The following is an 18,390-nucleotide window of genomic DNA, read 5'->3' on the forward strand; positions in this document are numbered from 1 at the left end:
CGACTCTGGATCGGTCCGTTTTGACAGGGATGGGGATCGCCGCCTACGACTGGGCCTGATTCGCTTCCGCGAGTAGGCGGTTTACGTTGTCGATATATTTCTTTCTTTCTCCCGGTCTGGAAGAGTTTCCTTCGATCGAAAGTCCAACGTAAAGATTACCTTCGCTATCCTTGGTCACGGACCGGATGACTCCGAACGCCGTAAGAGGCGCCTGCATCTTAAAAAAAATATCGAATGTGAATCCCGCTCTTTTGGTGAGATCGTGATTCAAATCGGGGTGATTGATCTTTACCTTCAAACCTCCCGTGGAAATATTCACGATCGGAAATCTTTCCTTCACAAGAACCGTGTTGGATTCGCGGATTCGATCCACCATTTCGAACGTAAGCGTTTTGATTTCCATCACCTCGAGAATGTCGATTTCTCTGGTGCGGTTTTGCGCGTGAACGAACCCGATGGGGATGGCTTGTTCTTCGTGGTTGAGATAGATGACGGGAACGATGAGTTCCGATTTGATTTTCTGATTCGCATATTCGATGATCCGTTTGCGAACGTCTTCCGCATCTCCGAGTTCGGAAGCGTAGTCGATAAAACCTTCCTGATCAAAGGCAGTATAACTTTCTTCCTTTTGTGTGTTGGGGATAAAAAGAATCTTACGCGTTTTTTTAACGAGATCGAACTTATCTCCGATCGTGCGGAACACGTCGATTTTCAAAAAATCGTATTTGGATTTCAGTTTCGTTTCGTAGTCGGCAAAGTTCACTTTCACCGAAGTGGGAATGTTGAACAGATTCGCGTCGATCGTCGTTTTGCTCGTGCGTATGTTCGTGATCCATACGGTTCCTTCGGGAGGCGCAATTCTGTTTAAACTTCTTTCCTTGCTTGCGATCGAAATATCGGAAACGGAAAGAATCAACTGGTTGTTCGGTTTTTCATCCAGAACTTCGCAATCGAGTTCCACGTATTTCGCTAGTAGTTTGGTAAGAGTGACTTGGCTGTTCAAAGGAAACGCGTTCGGAGTCTGCGTTTGAATGAGAATTTTCGTCGCGTCTTTGGAAACCTGCAGAATTTTGACGATCTGCTTTAGACCGCCCGAGGCTTGCGCGACAATATCGGTTTTCACGAGAAATTTGGAAATGATGTGAAACTTTTTCGCAGGATCGGAAATCGTTTCCTTGTCTCTTTTTTTTCTTTGAATGGTTTCCATAGTTTTTCAAAGCGAAGGAGGGGAAATTCTCTTGATCTCAGCTCTCTGTTTACCTTTTATGTACTAGGTAAGGAATAAGAATGTCAAACCAAACTTACCGCGACTCCGAATATTTAGACGGACTATCCGGAGACGAACTTTTCAGTCTTCAGATCGGCCTAACTTACAGAGATTTTCTCGTCCTCCCTGGATATATCGACTTCCATCCCTCCGAAGTTGAGCTTGAAACCAGACTGACTCGAAATATAAAACTGAAGAGACCTTTTATAAGTTCACCGATGGACACGGTGACCGAATCCCAGATGGCTATCGCACAAGCTTTGATGGGTGGAATCGGAATCATTCATTACAACAACACGATCGAAGAACAGGTCGCTCTCGTGGAAAAGGTAAAACGTTTCGAAAACGGTTTTATCACCGATCCTGTGATTCTCGGACCAAAGAACGTCATTCGCGATTTGGATTGGATCAAAGAACACAAAGGGTTTACCGGAATTCCCGTCACCGAAGATGGAACCCGAAATTCTAAACTTGTTGGAATCGTAACCAACAGGGATATCGATTTTGAAAAGAATCGCGAGATCACTTTGGATAAAGTGATGACCACAAACATCATCACGGGAAAAGCGGGTATCACTTTACAAGATGCAAACGACATCATTAAGAAATCTAAGATCGGAAAATTACCGATTGTGGATTCTGATGGAAAGTTGGTGTCACTTGTAAGTCGTTCCGACTTAAAGAAGAACAAAGAATTTCCGGACGCCTCCAAAGACGAACGCAAACGACTTCGCTGCGGAGCGGCGGTTTCTACGTTGCTCGAATCTAGAGACAGAGTCGCGGCGCTTTACGAAGCGGGTGTGGACGTAATCATCATCGACTCCGCGCAAGGAAACTCGAACTATCAGATCGAGATGATTCAATTTATCAAAAAAGAATTTAAGAATCTGGAAGTCGTCGGCGGAAACGTAGTAACCCGCGGACAAGCGGAGAATCTAATCCGCGCAGGAGCCGACGGGCTCCGAATCGGAATGGGGCCGGGTTCGATTTGTATCACGCAGGATACGATGGCGGTGGGAAGAGCGCAAGCGACCGCAATCTTTCAGACCGCAAAACACGCCGCAAAATACGATGTTCCCGTGATCGCCGACGGAGGAATTTCCAATATCGGAGATATCGCGAACGCATTGGCGATCGGTGCTTCCACTTGTATGATGGGATTCATGTTCGCCGGAACCAGCGAGGCTCCGGGAGAGTATTTTTACGAGAACGGAATCCGTCTCAAGAAATACAGAGGAATGGCATCCATCGAAGCGATGAAAGCGGGCGGGGACAAACGTTACTTCAACGAAGGTCAAAAGGTAAAAGTGGCTCAAGGAGTCAGCGGATCGGTTGTTGATAGGGGGTCGATCCTGAACTTCATTCCTTACTTATCTCAGGGTCTGCGTCTTTCGTTCCAAGACATGGGTTATAAATCGATACCGGAAATTCATAAAGCGCTCCGAGATGGAAAACTCCGTTTTGAAAGAAGATCCGAGTCCGCACAGGCGCAAGGATCCGTTCACGGATTGTATTCTTTCAGCGCCCCGACGATGAGGGCAGAATAAGTTTGATTCGGATTCTTGCGATTTCGGTAGGTTTCGTTGCGCTGACTTTTTTCAGCGGAGAAACAAACCCGCAAGGATCCAACAATTCGATCCGAGTCGCACAAGAATTGGTTGCAAGACTCGATCAGGCTCTCCTCAAATCCAATCAGGGATTGATCAAGGCCAATTTGATTCTCATCCGAAGAAGCGGAGAAACCTGGAGTTGGGACGTAAGCATTTTTCGAAAGGAAGAAGACACTCTCTACCTGTTTGAAAGCCGAGGTCGAGGACTGGAATATAAAATTTTGGTCAAAGACGAAGGCGAACAGATCTATGCGTTCAACGTGCTATCCAAAAAGATTTTCCGAAAAGTCGACGAGGAAAAATACGAATCGCATTTAGCGACCGGTTTCAGCTTTATCGATCTTTCCGGGGTCTCGTATCAGGCGAACTACAACCCCATCGTTCAAAGCGATTTGAAAACCGCGGATCATTCCTTCAAACGGGTTTCGTTGAAACCGATCATTCCGTATTTTTATTCGAAGCTGATTTTACTTTTGGATTCCGATTCGTTGCGGCCGACCCGACTCGACTTTCACGACCGGGACGGGGTCTTGTTCAAAACGATGAACATCAAATACGGACCGGTGAAAGTGAAACAAAATCAGAAATTCGTCAAGGAAGAACACGCGAACCGATTGGAAATGCTCGATCTGAACACTGGTTCCATCAGCGTATTAGAATATACTGAAATAGACAAGGAAGTCAAACCCGATCCTTCCCTGTTCGATCTCGCGAACCTGAACCGATAGATAGGAAAAATTCTCCGTTGGAAGAATCGATTCTTTTCAGAAGGGACTGGACGGGGGACGAAACGTTCCCGCTCGATCGGGACGAAATCTCCCATCTCAAAGCGCTTCGTATATTTTCGGAAGATAAGATTCTCCGTGTTTTAAGCGGAACCGGAAGCGAATGGATCTACGAAACGAAGGCGAATTCTTTGCAGGGAATCTTGAAGGAAACGAAACACCATCCGCGAACGGAATCGATTTCCGGAATCGCGACGGCGATTCCGAAGGGAAACCGATTGGAATGGCTTTTGCAAAAAGGAACCGAACTCGGATTAACGCATTTTTATTTTCTCAACTTCGAACAATCCGATCGAAAGGATTTCAATCTCAAACGCGCCGAAAAGATCGCGGAAGAAGCCGCCGCTCAGTCTAAACGGATTTTTTTACCGGAAATTTACGCTCCTGTTTCTCTGAAGGAGTTCCTACATTCTCAAAAAGATACGAAACATTCTCTGTATCAATTCGATCCGAGGGGAGAAGCGGGGTTGCAACCGGAGTTTTTTCGAAATTCGATCTGGATCATCGGACCGGAAGGCGGCTTTCGGGAAAAGGAAAAAAGTCTATTCAAAGAAAGGAATGTGATCGGAGTAAAGGCGGGAGATTCGATATTAAGAATCGAGACCGCCGGAGTTTTCGCGGCCTCTTTGTTTCGTTACTTTACTTATTGAGGGCGCTGTATTGCAGGAATAAGGTCAACACGTTGCAGTTCGTGGAACACGAGCTCGTGCAGGTATTGAGCGCTTGCAAGTTAGTCGCCGTTACTGTGTTTCCGTAAGTCGCGGAACAGCCCGCATTGCAGGATTCGATGGTTCCACCCGGACCGCAGGCAAGGATATAATTGAAAAAGGCCTTATCGGTCGTTTCGTCTTTTCGGGAATGGCAACCTACAAAAACTGTGGAAAGTAAAAGAAGAGAAATCAAGATCGAAAATAATTTCTTCATAAATGTATGATCCTCTATCTCGGAATTTCGCGTAAATCAAAAAAGATTGGACATGTTACAATTCCAAAGCCAAACTTTCTAGGATTACTTTATGAAAGTTAACGGAAAACCGCTTTCCCTTTCCGAACTCGAAGAACCGAGGATTTCATCCTTATTAGAATATTTGAAACTTAGACCGGAAATGGTTGCCATTCAGAAAAACGGAAACATTCTCAAACGGGAATTTTGGAACAAAACCTCTTTGGAAGACGGCGATCAAGTGGAGATTTTAAGATTTGTCGGCGGGGGCTAAGACTTCTTCTTGGCCGGCGCCGGGAATTTATCCGATCCTCGACCGGGATTTTTGTAGTAAAAGAGATCTGGATTTGTTTTCGCTTCCCGAACTTTGGTTGGAAGTTCCGGATCTGGTTCCCTTTGTTCAGATCCGAGCCAAAGGAGTTTCCAATTCGATCTTAGAATCGATCGTAAAGAAGCTGCAGGATCGTTATCCGACCATCCTTTGGATTTTGAACGACTATTGGAAACAGGCGAGGGATTGGAATTGTTTCGGAGCTCATGTCGGAAAAGAAGACTATGAGTCGTTGAACGAAGAAGAGAAAAAAAATCTCTCGGAATCCAAACTCTATTTAGGAACTTCGTCTCATACGTTGGAAGAAATCAAGGCCTTGGATTCTTCCCTTTGGAATTACACCGGGCTCGGACCGATTTTTCCGACCGATAACAAAGACGACGCAAAGTCGGCCGTCGGGACAAAGGATTTGAGAAGAATCGCAAACGAAGCTCCGTTGCCCGTAACGTTGATCGGCGGGATTCAGGTCGATAATCTGGATCGAATCTTAGCCCAAGCTCCGTTTCTCCTTTCGAGCATTTCCATGGCTTGTTTAGAGAAGGAATTTCGGGCCGCCGTGAAAAAAATACGCGGGCAAATTCGGTAAGTTTCAATTGACTCTGAACTTATGTCGTATAGGATGCCTTTAGGATGAAAAAGCCGGGTGAAATCATACATCTTTCCGCAAAGGACGATCGGGATTATCTTTTAGATTATCAGGTCATTCAGACGGAAACATTAGGGAAAACGGATATTCTCGGGGTTCCCTTCGATAACGTAACCCAGGACGAATCCGTGGCCAAGATTTATCGACTCTTGGAGGAAAAGGAAAAGTTTCATCACATTCTCTTTTTGGATCCGATCAAAATCATGTCGGTTCGAAAGGGAAAAAAACTCCATCGAATCACGGAAAAGGCGACGATGATCCTCGCGGAAGGCGCGGGACTTCAGTGGGCGGCCGCTCGCCTCGGAAAAGTTCTCAAGGAAAGAATTTCTCCGATCGCCTTGATGATGGACTTGGTCCGTCTTTGTGAACTTAGAAATTATTCCATATTCATGCTCGGCGGAAAAGAAGACGTGATTGAAAAAGTGTATTTCACACTTTCCCGACATTTTCCGGGAGTAAGAATCGTTGGTCGTCACGCGGGTTACATGAATCCGCAACGCGAACTGATGGTAAAAGAATCCATCCGTAAGACGAGCCCGAATATTATCTTTCTTGCAATGGATTTTCCGGAACAGGAAATTTGGATCGAAAACAACACTGCGTTCTTCGGACATTCCGTGATCATCGGAGTTAGCGGATCTTTGGATATTCTTTCCGGCAAGGTAAGAAAGGCGCCTAACTTTTTTAAACTGAGGGGTTTGATTTGGCTCTGGAGAATTTTGAGCAAACCTTGGAGACTCTTCCGTCTTTTTAGAATGTTCCAATTTTTTACGGTTGTTTTCTTTAAATCTCTCTTTAGAAAAAAATCCTAAGAATCGATTTTCATTTTTAGTTTGTCGGGAAAATATTCGAAACGAGTATATCTTTTTTCCTGAATATACCTACGCATTGTAGAAAAAAGAATTGAAATCGCTTTTTGAGTAGGTCGGAATATTGGGTATGACCGAACTTCCGTTCTTAACTCTCTTTCTTACCGTTTTACTGGGTTTCGGATCGTTATTCGGATTTCTTCATCTGATCTGGAAACAGCTTTCTTCCAGCATGGAGGAATTCAAAAAAGAAACGAAGGCGGATCAACAAATCTTACGTATTGAATTTAAGGAAGATTTAAAGCATACGGAATCGCGTTTAGTAAAATCGTTTTCCGCTCTCAATATTCGAATGGATCGCATTGACAGTCGAATGGATCGTATCGATAGCAGAATGGATCGCATCGACAGCAGAATCGATTCTTTGATTGAAATGTTTGTGGTTCGATGGGGAGATTCGGAAACCTCTAAAAAGAGAAGAAGATTGCAAGGGTAATTCTTATCTTCGATACTAAGATCTAACTACGAAAAACAGACCAAACTTTTTACTACCGTTGTAAAAACCCGATTCATCGTAATAAAGTCGAAGTCGTTCGCTTGCGTTATGAACAAACATCCGATTCATTCCGGATCTTAAATCGAAATCCCCTCCGTTGAAATCGCGTTTTTGATACTAAACCGGAATATCCTTTTGGAAAAGCAGAAACTCGAAGACCGAAGTTTATTCCGGTCTCATCAAAGGAAAAAGAATGGTATCTCGGATCGAATGGGAGTTGGTCAATAGCATCACCAAACGATCAATCCCGATTCCAAGTCCTCCCGTAGGAGGCATTCCGTATTCCAACGCCCGGATATAATCTTCGTCCATCATAAACGCTTCGTCGTCGCCCGCTTCTCTTTGTTTTACCTGATCTTCGAATCGTTCCTTTTGATCGAACGGATCGTTTAACTCCGTAAATGCGTTTCCGATTTCTCTTCCCGCAATGTACGGTTCGAAACGTTCCACATAATCCGGTTTATCCGGATTGGATTTTGCAAGAGGAGAGAGTTCTTTCGGATAATCGGTGATGAACACCGGTTGAATCAGATTCGGTTCCGCTTTGTCGGAAAAAACTTCATCCGCGACTTTCCAGATCGTATTGCACTTAGAAACGTCCACTTTCAATTCGGAAGCTTTTTTCTTCGCTTCTTCCAAAGAAGTGATTTGGCTAAAATCGATTCCGCTGTATTCCTTGATGATATCCACATACGTAACTCTTCTCCAAGGAGAAGAAAGATCGATCAAATCCTTGCCGTATTGGATTTTTAAGGTTCCACAGATCGTCCGGGCCAGATGAATGATCAGTCTTTCGGTCAGATCGAGCATCGAACTCATGTCTCCGAAAGCCATGTAAGCTTCCATCATCGTAAACTCAGGGTTGTGTTTGGTGGAAATCCCTTCGTTTCGGAAGTTGCGGTTCAATTCGAATACACGATCCATTCCGCCTACGATCAAACGTTTGAGATAGAGTTCCGGGGCGATTCTTAAAAACAACTGCATGTCGAGCGTGTTGTGATGGGTCACGAACGGTCTTGCCGCGGCACCGCCCGCAATCGGCTGCATCATCGGAGTTTCCACTTCGAGAAATCCTTCGTTGGTAAGAAAACTTCTGATTTCGGAAACGATTCTGCTTCTCGTAATGAAGGTGTCGCGGACGTGATCGTTCACGACGAGATCCACGTAACGCATTCTGTATCTTTGTTCGACGTCGGCGAACGCGTCGTATACAACCCCGTCCTTTTCTTTTACGACCGGAAGAGGGCGGATGCACTTCGCGAGAAGTTCCACCGAAGTGACGTGCAGAGTGATTTCTCCCTTTTGCGTCGTGAAGAGATATCCTTCGAGTCCGATGATATCTCCGAGATCGAGCGATTTAAAGATGGAATAGGAAGTTTCTCCGAGGTCGTCCCGGGTCGCATAGAGTTGTATGATTCCCGCGCTGTCCTTTAAATGCGCGAAACTCGCTTTTCCCATCACTCGTTTGGAATGAAGTCTTCCGCCTAACTTGAATTTGGTTTCGGGTCCGGTCGGAGTTTTTTCGAATCGTTCGATGATGTCCTTCGATTTTGAATCCGGAAAAAAACGGACCGGGTACGGATTGATCCCTTGTTTCTTTAATTCTTCGATTTTTTGAATTCTTTGCTGAATGAGCTCGTTGGATTCTTTTGCGTCTAACATGCGGATCTTATTTTCCTGGAAGTATTTGATATAACGTTTTTGCCAAATTTACGAATACGATTTCGAATCCTTCTTCCGTTAGGAACCAGTTGCCGAGTCCGATCTTGTCCGAAAGGGGAACGACGTGGATCTTTAAACCCGCTGGGCCTAAGACGGATTCGTATGCCTTTTGTTGAAACGCGGATTCGAATCGTTTGGAAAGAAGGAGAATTGTTTTCAATTGTCGATCGAGACAGATCTTTAAAAGCGATTTAGAAAAATTCTTCGCACCCGTCGGATACGGTTCGAGTTTGTAGATCAGAATTTTGGATTCATCCACTCCAAGAGAAACCAAAGAACTTTGGATATCCGCGGTCAAATCCAGAGGAATTCCCAAGTGGGAGTTTACGGTCGCGGGAGAATACAAAACGATCAGAATTCCTGCGTATCCTTTTTTAAAACCGTCGGCTGCGTTTTTGAGAATATCTCTGGGAATCGTCTCTTTGGCTTCGAGAACGAGCGCGTCGCTTTTGGGAAAGGGGCGATCTTGGATCAAAAATAAGGGACTTAAAAAAACGAATCCGAGTCCGAGGATCAAACAAAGGAAAAATCCGGAAAAGAATAACCGTGCTTTGTACAAAACTTCCTGTACGGATACCGGTCCTGGATTTGCAGACATATAGAACGAGAGTTTTTCCCAGGAACCAAATTACAAGAGGAATTTACGCCGGAACGTAGCAGTTCCTTTGATGCGGCACGATCGGTCCGTCGTTTACGAAAGGACTTTTGTTTAAGAGGAAATCGGATCTTCTTCCGAAGTTTCGCCGGTATAAATCATCGCGCCTTCGGGATCGATGGCCACTCTCTTTTCGACGAGATGAGCGACCGTTTCGACGATCTCCGGTTGTTTGGATAGGGAGAGAAGAATGTCTTCCCAACACGATTTGAGTCCGATGAATTTTACGATCGCATATCCTAAAAGAATCGCGTTCCCCAAATTGTACATCGAATAAACCCAGTTTCTGTGGATGAAGTTCGTAACGAACCCGAACAACAGCTGCGCCAAAAGAGAATATTCGGCGATGACGTAAAGAGCGGGCATCGCGGTTCTTCCGATTACTTTCGGAGTTCTGCTGAACGGAATCTGTTTTCCGGTGATCGCTTGGTTGATCGACATGAAAACCCCGGCTAAGTTTACCGGAATCAAAAGAAGGTTCAGTGCATACACACGGAAAACGTCGCTCCATTTGTATTCCATTTCGACGAGATCCATTCCGTATAAAAAGAAATACGGAAGCGAAGATACGGCGATCCAATAGGTTTCGATTCCCTCTCCGAGCGGAGTTCCCATAAGAATGACAAGTCCGATGTTCACTGCGGCGATCGATCCGAGATAATGAACTCGGAAGAAGGCTTCCGCGAATTTTGCGAATCGCCAGGGCCACTGAAACACGTGACGCAGAAGTTTCGGAAGAATGATGAGTCCTCCGTTGGCCCATCTTCTTCTTTGAATCAAAAGAGAACCGAAGTCGGGAGGAGTCGCGCTGTAAGCGAGTCGTTCCGGATAGTTGTAAAGATTCCAGTTCACATCCAAAAGATCGATGCTCGATTCCGTGTCTTCGATGACGGTATTGTCTTGGATGTATTTGCTGATCGTATAACCGCGTTCTTTGAAAACGGTTTTGATATCGAGAAGGGCTTGATAGCGAAGCATAGCGTTTGCGCCGACCCAAAACGTCGCACGCCAATGCGTAAACCCTTGGTGAATCTGATATTGAATGTCGGTCGTTGCGCCCGCCATTCTTTCCAACACGTTAGGCGCGCCCGGAAAGGAGCTGTACGGAGTTTGAGCCACCGCGACTCTTTTCATGGAAGGAGAAGTCAAAACGTTTGCCAATTTTAGAATATAGTCCGGTAAAAGAACGCTGTCCGCGTCCAAGGTAATCAGCAGATCCGCGGAAGGAACTTCGAAACTGAATTGTTTTCCGTGAACTTCTTCCAGAAGAATTCCGTGCGATTCTTCCCGTTCCTTCCATTTTTTTCCTATGAGATCGATGTAGCTGTTCAAGTTCATCGCCTTATTGGGAAGATGAGAAAGATTCAGATACTTCTTTCTTTCGAACGTGGAAAATTGAACGGAGAATAAGGACGCCAAACGGTTGTATTCGCGTTCGATTCTTTCCGAATTAGCTCCGCCGTCGTTCAAAAGTTCGCGCAGTTCGGACGCTCTTTCGGAATGAAGGTTGGACCATTCTTGGAAGAAACGTTCCTTCATAAAACGGCGCGTATGTTCGGGCAGATCTTTTTTGACGGAAGCATCGTCATAAGAACCGATGCGGTTTTGGAACCAAGAGGAAGCGTTCTCATAGAGTTGAATGAGCCGCTCGGTTTCTGCGAGGACTTTCGATTGATGTGAAAGTTTTCGGTCTAAATATTCTTTTCTTGCATGAAGAAAAGGAGAAGCCGCATCGTTGAATTCTTTTTGAAGAGATCGGGGCAGTTCCCGCATCTTTTGAAGGGCTTCGAAATCCTCATAACGTTTCGGCTGAGGAGGATCGTCGATTAACAATACCACTCTTCGATTCGGATAATCCTGGAGGGCCGCGGAAAGAAGGGTTTCACGGACGATATCCAATTCCTCTTTGTAAGAAGGAACGAGCACGGCGAGAGCCGGAGAATTCTGCGCATAGATCCCTTCCAATTCTTCTCGTTTCGGAGGAGAATGTAGCAGAAGTCTTTTGAAATAACCGAGTCGCGTAAATTGATAAACGAAGTTCCCGTAGGTTAAGAGGACGATGATAATCGTAAAGGCGATTTGACCGATCGCGGCAAAGGGTCTGTGATCGAGCAATTGCTCCCAGAAGACACGAACCATCTCGATGCTCGCAAACGTACACGCGAGAATTGTCAGAAGAAGAAAGAGTCTTGTAATCCAGATCTGGTCCCGATAATACCGGAGGTTTTTCGAATTCTTGGATTCCACGGAAAAAGCTGGATCGTTTCTCATTCAAAGTTACTAAACTTACAATAACAAGATTACGCTTCCCCGAAGAAATCATAATATTCTCCGGAGAAGAAAAATTTATTTTGGAAGCTAAATTTAGAGAATTCTAATAGGAATAGGGGGAATTTCCCTGCGTTGGTCTCTGTCCTTTTTGACACACGATGTATCGTGGATTTTCCAATTGTTCAATAAAGGATGCAAGGTCGCATTTCCCATCGATAAAAACCCGTTTGATTCGCAAGGGATCATCCCCCGGTAGATTGGCGCCTTCTTGGGTTGTTAAGATTGCCTTATAGCCGGCCTTCACCGCTAATTTTATAAGTTTCTCGTTGAACCAACCGCAGGGCCAGGCAAGGAAATCAACAGGAACTCCTAACTTCTTTTCCAAAATACTTTTGGATTCTTTTAGTTCGAAAAGGGCTTCTTTGTCGCCTTTACCGGGAACTTTCCCGTCCACCCAAGTAACGAGGTTATCTTTCGGGTTCCAGGGATGACTGTAGGTATGGGAACCGATTTCGAACTTTGGATTTTTAGCGAGGGTTTGGATCTCGGTCCATTCCATATATTCTCCGTTTCCGATTCCTTTCGGTCCGGCGATGATCCAAAAGGAAGCAGGAAACGAATAACGTTCCAGAATCGGGACGGCGTTGAGCGCGTTTTTCCAGCCGTCGTCGAAGTTCAAAACGATCGAACGATCGGGAAGTTTCTTACCATTGCGCATATAGGCAAGGAGGTCTTTCATTGGAATCGGATTGTAACCCTTGGTGTGCAGATAGCGCATCTGTTCTTCGAATCGTTCCAAAGAAATCACGGTTTCTCCGTATTCTTTTTGCGTGTCGGTTACGATCTCGTGATAGATCAGAACCGGAATTCCTTTCGAATTAGCGGTCGCGGAGGCCGCGGTTGTTTGTTGTTCGCGAGGGCGCGGGGAAAAAGCGGGAGAATTACAAGTTTGGAATGAAACCCAGAAGATTCCGATCCAAAGAATCGGTACTCGAAACAGAAAATCGATTTGTTTCAAAAGATCTTCTCCGTCTTATTCGTTTTTCAACGGCATTTCGCCGAGGTAATTCTTCTTTCCGATGTCGACGCCGTTGTGGCGAAGAATGGAATAGGCGGTTGTTACATGAAAATAGAAGTTCGGGATCGCGTGTTGAATCGCAAACTCCCGGCCGGTAAGAAATTTTCCTTCCCAGCGCGGATGAAAGATCTTGCGTTCGTTCGATTCGGAAAAGTCTTTTTCCGTGAACGTTACAAGATAGTCTAACGTGGATTGGATTCTTTCGCGAAGTTCCGCAAGAGTTTTTTCCTGATCGTCGTGTTTCGGAGCTTCTTTACCGGTTAGACGGGCAACGCATAACTTTGCCGTATCGCAAGCGGTTTGAATTTGTTTGATCAAGTGAAACTGATCGGGCGCTAATCTCGAGTTTAAAAGAACTTGCACGTCGAATTTTTTGGATTCAGAGTGGGCCGCTCCTTGATTCAGGATGGTGTTTAAGTTTTTCAACATTTTGGAAAACTGGAGAATTGTGATTTCATAAAGCATGATCGGTGCCTTTCGCTCTGTGGGTTTTTCTCAATTTTTTGGGCGGGCTTTTGCGGAGATAGGCTTTTTTGAAACGGAATCAAACGAAGTCTGTTTTCGGAGTTTGTTGTCGTACCTCCGACAAATGGGAAACGGAAATTGTTGTGGATGAAGTTGGATAGTTGTGATATAGGGATCTTTCCCACCACCCGCCGCGATCCGGAAGGGCTACTGAACTTTCTGGTCCCCCCACCCAAACACAAGGGCGGGGAGAAATTCGTATTACAGTCTGTCGTACCTCCGACAAAACAATCTGTAGTGATCGATTGGTTTACCGCAATGCTCTTCTACGGGTCGCATTGTGGGGGACTCGCCGTTACGCAATCCATCATCCTGCAATAAACTCAGCAGATAACTCAATAGCGCTTTCCTAAGGGGCGCGCTATCGGTCAGAATCTATCACGGCGTCTCGCTTTGGCCTCGGAACATCCTGTTCCTCGGAAGCGTTCCTTCACTTCTTAAGGAAGCTCGTAACGCTTTACCAAAGCTCGCTTCGAGTTCGGATCTTGTTGTAATTGATTCTATGATTGTGTAAAAGAGGGGAGAATTTTTGCTCGAGAGGGGACTCGCCGTTACGCAATCCATCATCCTGATGGATTTAGCTCCACGGCGTCTCGCTTTGGCCTCGGAACATCCTGTTCCTCGGAAGCGTACCTTCGCTTCTTAAGGAAGCTCGTAACGCTTTACCAAAGCTCGCTTCGAGTCCGGATCTTGTTGTAATTGATTCTATGATTGTGTAAAAGAGGGGAGAATTTTTGCTCGAGAGGGGACTCGAACCCCTACACCTAAACGGCACAAGCACCTCAAGCTTGCGTGTCTACCAATTCCACCACCCGAGCGGGTTGCAATGACAGAATGTGGGAATAGCCTTGGGCGTCAAGGAACTTACGATCAAACCAGCTCGTATTTCTTTCGAGTCTTTTTGTCCTCGGGATCGATCTGAATCTTCTCCGGATGAAAAACGATATTCCAGTAACGCTTCGAATAAGCGAAGATCCCCGCGCAAAGAATCGCGACCAATACGTAACCGGAAATTTCAGGATGTTTGAGAATGGTTTCGCCCGGAATTCTAAATTCGATCAATGGAATGCACATATACCAAAGAACGGCGATCGCAACCAATCCGACTCCGAATTTTCCCCACCAATTCGGTTTCCCCTGAATTCCTCGTTTGAGATAAAGAAAACTACCGAGCCAAATTCCTAAAATTTCTCGGATAATATAAGCGATGAGAATCCAAAGGGGAAAGCGGAAGTAATGAACGATGACCGAAAGTCCTCCGACAGTCACGATCTTGTCGCAGACCGGATCTAAGTATCTCCCGAGAACCGATTCTTGATGAAGAAGTCTTGCAAGAAAGCCGTCAAGATAGTCGGTAAGAACCGCCAAAAGACAAGTGAGTATAGCATAGAAAAGGAATTCGGTCCTTTCCGGCGAAGTCATATAAGTTTTTGTGAAAGTGATGAAAAACGGTAAAAGAAAAACTCGGCTGACGGAAAGAAAGTTTGAGACGGTGAAAACCCTGTCTTCCAAAAGTTCCTGCGGTTTTTTTTCCTGAACGATCATCTGCGGTAAAGTTCCAATATTTTTACGGGAAGAATTCTGTATTCCAGTAAATGAAAGAATTGATTTTCGGAACAGAATTTTTCGAAGTAATTTAAACGAAATCGATTGACCGGGGAAGTTCCTTTGAAAAAGTATCTAAGGAACAAGGAGCTGTAGCTCAGCTGGTTAGAGTGCCTGCCTGTCACGCAGGATGTCGCGGGTTCGAGTCCCGTCAGCTCCGGATTCTTCCTCTTCTCAAACTTTCCTTTTAACTTACAATAAAATGGACTCGAAGCTTTCGAGCGAGAGCGTTTTGCGCTTTCATAAAAAGCGTAAAACGCGATGCGAATCCATGGATGGATGAGCGCGCGAGGAAGACGCCGTGGAGCTTAATTTTGCAGGATGCAAAATTGCGAAACGACGAGTCCTGTGAAGCGCAAACCCGCCGTAGCAGCGCAATTTCCTGCAATCAACTCAGCAGATTCTTCCCTACGAGTCAGATTCTTCCCTTAAATATATTCTTCCCCGTCTTTTTTGACAAAGATGGTTCCTTCTTCTTCCAACTCACGAACCAAATTTAAAATACTATTTCTTGCGTCGTTGATCTCGCGTAAGGTGAGTTTACCGCGGATGTCCATCATATCCATGATTTCCGCGGCTCGGTTGCGGGACATCGCGTTTAAGAAATGATTTCTAAGTTCGTCGCCGGCGCCGCGTAAAGCGACACTGAGGCATTCGTCGTCACTCAAGCGATTGATAAGAATCCGCATTTCTTTCTGATCCAAACCCAGAACGTCTTCAAAGGTATATAACTTCTCTTTGACTTGTTTTGCGAGTTCGGGAGAATTCGCTTCCAACTCTTTCAAGATATTCTCTTCCTGAGATTTGTCCATGTGGTTGAGGATGTTCGCAAGAGCTTCCGCGCCGCCGGCTTCGCTGTACTCGGAACGATCCCTTTGTTCGTATTTCTTCTTGAGAACCCTTGCAATTTCTTTGATCGCATCGGGATGCGTTTTGGTCGTATTGGCCAAACGATACGCGACGCTTGCCTGCAATTCTCCGGGAAAGAACTTCAAAATATCAGCGGCTTTTTTCGGGCTCATGAATGCGAGAGTTACCGCGACCGTCTGCGGAGATTCGTGTTGAAGCAGACCCGCAAGTACGCCGGGTTCGGCTTCACTTAAAAAAGAAAAATCGTCTTCGATGTCTTTGCGGGAAAGTTTGCCGAGAATATTCTCGGCTTTTTCTCTTCCTAAGGATTGCTGCAAGATTTCGCGGGCCGCGTCCAACCCGCCCTTGATTTCACCTTCTCCGGGAAGAACCGAATTCTTAAACTCTAAAAGAACGTCTTCTTTTTCCTTTTTAGAGATGGTTTTGATCTGAGCCATTTCCAAAATGATCTCTTCGATCATCGAGTCGTCGAGTTTGGATAAAACCTTGGCTGCGTCTTCTTTGTTTAAAGAGAGAAGGAGGAGTGCCGATTTTCTGATTTTTTCTTTTCGAGCCGCGGACGCTGAATCTTTTTCCACAAAAATAAAATCCTTAGCCTGTAAGCAGGCGAAGGGGATGTTCTATAAAATCACGGAAGATCGAAAGAAATCTTGCTCCCGTCGCTCCGTCGATCACTCTGTGATCGCAGGAAAGAGTGACGTTCAGAATTTTTCCCGGAACGATACTTCCAGCCTTGAGAACCGGTTTTTCAACGAGCGCTCCCACCGCAAGGATGGCGGCTTCGGGTTCGTTGATGACCGCGGTGAAGGATGAAATTCCATACATTCCGAGGTTGGAAACGGTAAACGTTCCGTCCGTGTATTCCCCCGGTTTGAGTTTTCTGTCTCTTGCACGGGAAGCAAGTTCTTTTATTTCAGCGCTGATTGCGAGAACGGTTTTCTGATCTGCGTTGCGGATATACGGAGTGATGAGTCCGCCTTCGATCGAAACCGCGACTCCCACGTCGATTCTTCCATGCTGGAGAATATGATCCTCTCTCCAGGAAGAATTGACTTCTGGAACTTGCAATAAACTGAATGCACACGCCTTCAGAATGAGATCATTGACGCTGACTTTTTCGTGACCATCGAGTCCCAGATCCTTGTTGAAGGAATTTCTGAGATCGCTGATCGGACCTGCGTCCAATTCCATCGTAAGATAAAAATGAGGGATCGTCGAAGTTGAATGCGCGAGTCTGGAGGCGATCGTCCTACGCATTCCGGTGATTTCAAGTTTGCGGTCTTGTCGCTTAACAAAAGAACCTTGTTTGCCTCCGCCTGATTCCTGATACGAAAGAATGTCGCGTTTGATGATTCTTCCTCCGGGCCCGGAGCCGATCACTTCGCCTAAATCCACTCCCTTTTGAATCGCGAGATTCTTCGCCAACGGAGAAGCCTTGATCGGACGCCCGTCGCGTGCGGTTCGAACGGGAGAATGATCCGATTCTTCCGCGCCGAACGAAGAGGACGTTTTGAATCCGGAAGATCGTTCTTCGTTTGCTGTTATGCCTTTGTTTTCCGCGCCTTGCGAAAGAGAAACGTTCGTTTTCGTTTCGAGATTTTTTCCTGAGCCTGAGCTCGATGTTGCGGATGAGGAGGAGGTTCCGCTTTGCGCTTGTGCGGAAGATGTCGGAGTTGTCGCGGACGACGGGCCCGGTGCAGAGGTCGGGGTTTGGCTGGGCGCAGCCGAACTTTCCTTTTTTACAGGAATGGATTTTTTTGCGGTTTCGACTAACGCGGAAACGTCCTCTCCCGATTTTCCGATGATCGCGACCGGCGCCCCGACCGGTAGAAGACTTCCTTCGGGTGCGAGGACTTCCAGTAAAACACCGGTTTCAAACGCTTCCATTTCCATCACGGCTTTATCGGTTTCCACTTCTGCGATGATTTCTCCGGGAGAAACCGCGTCTCCTTTTTGTTTGAGCCAACGGACGATCTTACCTTCGGACATCGTCGGACTGAGCTGAGTCATCTCTGCAATTTTTGCCATTTTGAATCTTCCTTGCTCTTCTTATTCGAGCATTTCCCGAACCTTCGCGATGATTTTCTCTTCGCTCGGAAGAGAGGCTTTTTCCAAATTCGCGGCATACGGCATCGGAACGTCTTCTTGCGTGATTCGTTCCACGGGCGCGTCCAGATCGTCGAAAGAATTCTTCTGAATGAGATAGGCGACTTGCGATCCGAAACCGGCCACTTCCCAACCTTCCTCTACGATCAAAGCTCGGTTGGTTTTTCGAATCGACGCGTAGATCGCTTCCTCGTCCAAGGGACGGATCGAACGCAGATCCAAAACTTCCACGGAGATTCCTTCCTTTGCCAGTCGTTCGGCGGCGGGTAAAACGTATTGCAGCGCTCTTGACCAACTAACGATCGTTATATCCGATCCTTCGCGTTTGAGATCCGCTTTTCCGAACGGAATCGAATATTCTTGATCCGGAACTTCTCCTCTGGTTCCGTATAACACTTCGCTTTCGATAAAGATCGTAGGGTTGTTGTCCCGGATCGCCGTTTTCAAAAGACCACAAGCGTCCGCGGGAGTATAAGGAGCGATCACTTTCAAACCGGGGATATGCGCGTACCAACTTTCAAACGACTGAGAATGTTGAGCCGCCAATCTTCCTCCCGCGCCGCCCGCGCCTCGGAACACGATCGGAATCGGAAACTGGCCCGCGCTCATATA

Annotated in this window: 18 protein-coding genes and 2 tRNA genes (1 of these 20 running past the window's edge); 8 read left to right on the forward strand and 12 right to left on the reverse strand. The window is 46.1% G+C overall.

Going from position 1 to position 18,390, the window contains the following annotated elements; genetic code table 11:
- Window positions 1-43 precede the first annotated feature (43 nt).
- Window positions 44-1,207, reverse strand: coding sequence for a DUF1577 domain-containing protein (locus tag LFX25_RS08180; RefSeq protein ID WP_238729810.1), 1,164 nt, complete (start codon window positions 1,205-1,207; stop codon window positions 44-46).
- A gap of 80 nt (window positions 1,208-1,287) precedes the next feature.
- On the opposite strand from LFX25_RS08180, the gene guaB reads away from it, so the two are divergent.
- Genes guaB through LFX25_RS08195 form a run of 3 tightly spaced genes read left to right on the forward strand, consistent with a single transcriptional unit; the run spans window position 1,288 to window position 4,312 of the window.
- Window positions 1,288-2,814: an IMP dehydrogenase gene (guaB, locus tag LFX25_RS08185; protein WP_238729811.1), complete on the forward strand. Its 1,527-nt coding sequence runs from the start codon at window positions 1,288-1,290 to the stop codon at window positions 2,812-2,814.
- Between the two features lie 2 nt (window positions 2,815-2,816).
- Entirely contained in the window at window positions 2,817-3,605 is a 789-nt protein-coding gene (locus LFX25_RS08190; protein WP_238729812.1) for an outer membrane lipoprotein-sorting protein, read from the forward strand.
- A 17-nt stretch (window positions 3,606-3,622) separates the two neighbouring features.
- Window positions 3,623-4,312 (forward strand): 16S rRNA (uracil(1498)-N(3))-methyltransferase, encoded by a 690-nt coding sequence (locus tag LFX25_RS08195; protein WP_238729813.1) that lies wholly within the window; start codon window positions 3,623-3,625, stop codon window positions 4,310-4,312.
- On the opposite strand, the gene LFX25_RS08200 is transcribed toward LFX25_RS08195, so the two are convergent.
- Entirely contained in the window at window positions 4,302-4,586 is a 285-nt protein-coding gene (locus tag LFX25_RS08200) for a hypothetical protein (protein WP_238729814.1), read from the reverse strand. The genes LFX25_RS08195 and LFX25_RS08200 overlap by 11 nt on opposite strands.
- A 91-nt stretch (window positions 4,587-4,677) precedes the next feature.
- Between LFX25_RS08200 and thiS the strand changes: the two genes are divergently transcribed.
- From thiS to LFX25_RS08220, 4 genes are all read left to right on the forward strand, one after another.
- On the forward strand, window positions 4,678-4,878 hold the full coding sequence (gene thiS / locus LFX25_RS08205) for a sulfur carrier protein ThiS (RefSeq protein ID WP_238729815.1): 201 nt from the start codon (window positions 4,678-4,680) through the stop codon (window positions 4,876-4,878).
- The gene (locus tag LFX25_RS08210) at window positions 4,862-5,521 is read left to right on the forward strand and encodes a thiamine phosphate synthase (RefSeq protein WP_238729816.1); all 660 of its coding nucleotides are present in this window, start codon (window positions 4,862-4,864) and stop codon (window positions 5,519-5,521) included. The genes thiS and LFX25_RS08210 overlap by 17 nt, the downstream gene beginning before the upstream one ends.
- A 44-nt stretch (window positions 5,522-5,565) precedes the next feature.
- Entirely contained in the window at window positions 5,566-6,393 is an 828-nt protein-coding gene (locus tag LFX25_RS08215; protein WP_238729817.1) for a WecB/TagA/CpsF family glycosyltransferase, read from the forward strand.
- A gap of 127 nt (window positions 6,394-6,520) precedes the next feature.
- Complete coding sequence (locus LFX25_RS08220) at window positions 6,521-6,886, forward strand: hypothetical protein (protein WP_238729818.1); 366 nt, start codon at window positions 6,521-6,523, stop codon at window positions 6,884-6,886.
- A 225-nt stretch (window positions 6,887-7,111) separates the two neighbouring features.
- On the opposite strand, the gene lysS is transcribed toward LFX25_RS08220, so the two are convergent.
- From lysS to LFX25_RS08255, 7 genes are all read right to left on the reverse strand, one after another.
- Window positions 7,112-8,608 carry a lysine--tRNA ligase gene (lysS, locus tag LFX25_RS08225; RefSeq protein WP_238729819.1) on the reverse strand — a complete coding sequence of 499 codons (1,497 nt, stop codon included), beginning with the start codon at window positions 8,606-8,608 and terminating at the stop codon, window positions 7,112-7,114.
- A 7-nt stretch (window positions 8,609-8,615) separates the two neighbouring features.
- The gene (locus LFX25_RS08230) at window positions 8,616-9,266 is read right to left on the reverse strand and encodes a hypothetical protein (RefSeq protein ID WP_238729820.1); all 651 of its coding nucleotides are present in this window, start codon (window positions 9,264-9,266) and stop codon (window positions 8,616-8,618) included.
- Between the two features lie 111 nt (window positions 9,267-9,377).
- Window positions 9,378-11,594: a glycosyltransferase family 2 protein gene (locus LFX25_RS08235; RefSeq protein ID WP_238729821.1), complete on the reverse strand. Its 2,217-nt coding sequence runs from the start codon at window positions 11,592-11,594 to the stop codon at window positions 9,378-9,380.
- Window positions 11,595-11,697: 103 nt separating this feature from the next.
- The gene (locus LFX25_RS08240) at window positions 11,698-12,612 is read right to left on the reverse strand and encodes a polysaccharide deacetylase family protein (RefSeq protein WP_238729822.1); all 915 of its coding nucleotides are present in this window, start codon (window positions 12,610-12,612) and stop codon (window positions 11,698-11,700) included.
- A gap of 15 nt (window positions 12,613-12,627) precedes the next feature.
- A complete protein-coding gene (locus LFX25_RS08245) occupies window positions 12,628-13,137 on the reverse strand; it encodes a DUF1993 domain-containing protein (RefSeq protein ID WP_238729823.1) in 510 nt (169 codons plus the stop codon).
- A 795-nt stretch (window positions 13,138-13,932) separates the two neighbouring features.
- Window positions 13,933-14,015 (reverse strand) — tRNA-Leu (locus LFX25_RS08250).
- A gap of 52 nt (window positions 14,016-14,067) precedes the next feature.
- Window positions 14,068-14,742, reverse strand: coding sequence for a CDP-alcohol phosphatidyltransferase family protein (locus LFX25_RS08255; protein ID WP_238729824.1), 675 nt, complete (start codon window positions 14,740-14,742; stop codon window positions 14,068-14,070).
- Window positions 14,743-14,888: 146 nt separating this feature from the next.
- Between LFX25_RS08255 and LFX25_RS08260 the strand changes: the two genes are divergently transcribed.
- Window positions 14,889-14,962: transfer RNA gene (locus tag LFX25_RS08260), tRNA-Asp, on the forward strand.
- 268 nt (window positions 14,963-15,230) lie between these two features.
- On the opposite strand, the gene fliG is transcribed toward LFX25_RS08260, so the two are convergent.
- The 3 genes in view from fliG to LFX25_RS08275 are tightly spaced (at most 21 nt apart) and all read right to left on the reverse strand, a layout consistent with a single transcriptional unit that may run on beyond the window.
- On the reverse strand, window positions 15,231-16,250 hold the full coding sequence (fliG, locus tag LFX25_RS08265) for a flagellar motor switch protein FliG (RefSeq protein WP_238729825.1): 1,020 nt from the start codon (window positions 16,248-16,250) through the stop codon (window positions 15,231-15,233).
- Window positions 16,251-16,263: 13 nt separating this feature from the next.
- The gene (locus tag LFX25_RS08270; protein ID WP_238729826.1) at window positions 16,264-17,700 is read right to left on the reverse strand and encodes a dihydrolipoamide acetyltransferase family protein; all 1,437 of its coding nucleotides are present in this window, start codon (window positions 17,698-17,700) and stop codon (window positions 16,264-16,266) included.
- A 21-nt stretch (window positions 17,701-17,721) separates the two neighbouring features.
- A protein-coding gene (locus LFX25_RS08275; RefSeq protein ID WP_238729827.1) for a pyruvate dehydrogenase complex E1 component subunit beta crosses the window boundary here: on the reverse strand, window positions 17,722-18,390 show its 3' portion. Its footprint extends 306 nt past the window's final position; the window shows 669 of its 975 coding nt (coding positions 307-975); its start codon lies off the right edge, out of view — the gene reads right to left on this strand; its stop codon occupies window positions 17,722-17,724.

It is taken from the genome of Leptospira sanjuanensis, assembly GCF_022267325.1.
Classification (GTDB): Bacteria; Spirochaetota; Leptospiria; order Leptospirales; family Leptospiraceae; genus Leptospira; species Leptospira sanjuanensis.

Coding starts and splice junctions, on each gene's coding strand:
- LFX25_RS08245 (WP_238729823.1), bottom strand. CDS start 13,137: ATGCTTTATGAAATCACAATTCTCCAGTTTTCCAAAATGTTGAAAAAC.
- thiS (WP_238729815.1), top strand. CDS start 4,678: ATGAAAGTTAACGGAAAACCGCTTTCCCTTTCCGAACTCGAAGAACCG.
- LFX25_RS08200 (WP_238729814.1), bottom strand. CDS start 4,586: ATGAAGAAATTATTTTCGATCTTGATTTCTCTTCTTTTACTTTCCACA.
- lysS (WP_238729819.1), bottom strand. CDS start 8,608: ATGTTAGACGCAAAAGAATCCAACGAGCTCATTCAGCAAAGAATTCAA.
- LFX25_RS08220 (WP_238729818.1), top strand. CDS start 6,521: ATGACCGAACTTCCGTTCTTAACTCTCTTTCTTACCGTTTTACTGGGT.
- guaB (WP_238729811.1), top strand. CDS start 1,288: ATGTCAAACCAAACTTACCGCGACTCCGAATATTTAGACGGACTATCC.
- LFX25_RS08235 (WP_238729821.1), bottom strand. CDS start 11,594: ATGAGAAACGATCCAGCTTTTTCCGTGGAATCCAAGAATTCGAAAAAC.
- LFX25_RS08230 (WP_238729820.1), bottom strand. CDS start 9,266: ATGTCTGCAAATCCAGGACCGGTATCCGTACAGGAAGTTTTGTACAAA.
- LFX25_RS08180 (WP_238729810.1), bottom strand. CDS start 1,207: ATGGAAACCATTCAAAGAAAAAAAAGAGACAAGGAAACGATTTCCGAT.
- LFX25_RS08215 (WP_238729817.1), top strand. CDS start 5,566: ATGAAAAAGCCGGGTGAAATCATACATCTTTCCGCAAAGGACGATCGG.
- LFX25_RS08270 (WP_238729826.1), bottom strand. CDS start 17,700: ATGGCAAAAATTGCAGAGATGACTCAGCTCAGTCCGACGATGTCCGAA.
- LFX25_RS08255 (WP_238729824.1), bottom strand. CDS start 14,742: ATGATCGTTCAGGAAAAAAAACCGCAGGAACTTTTGGAAGACAGGGTT.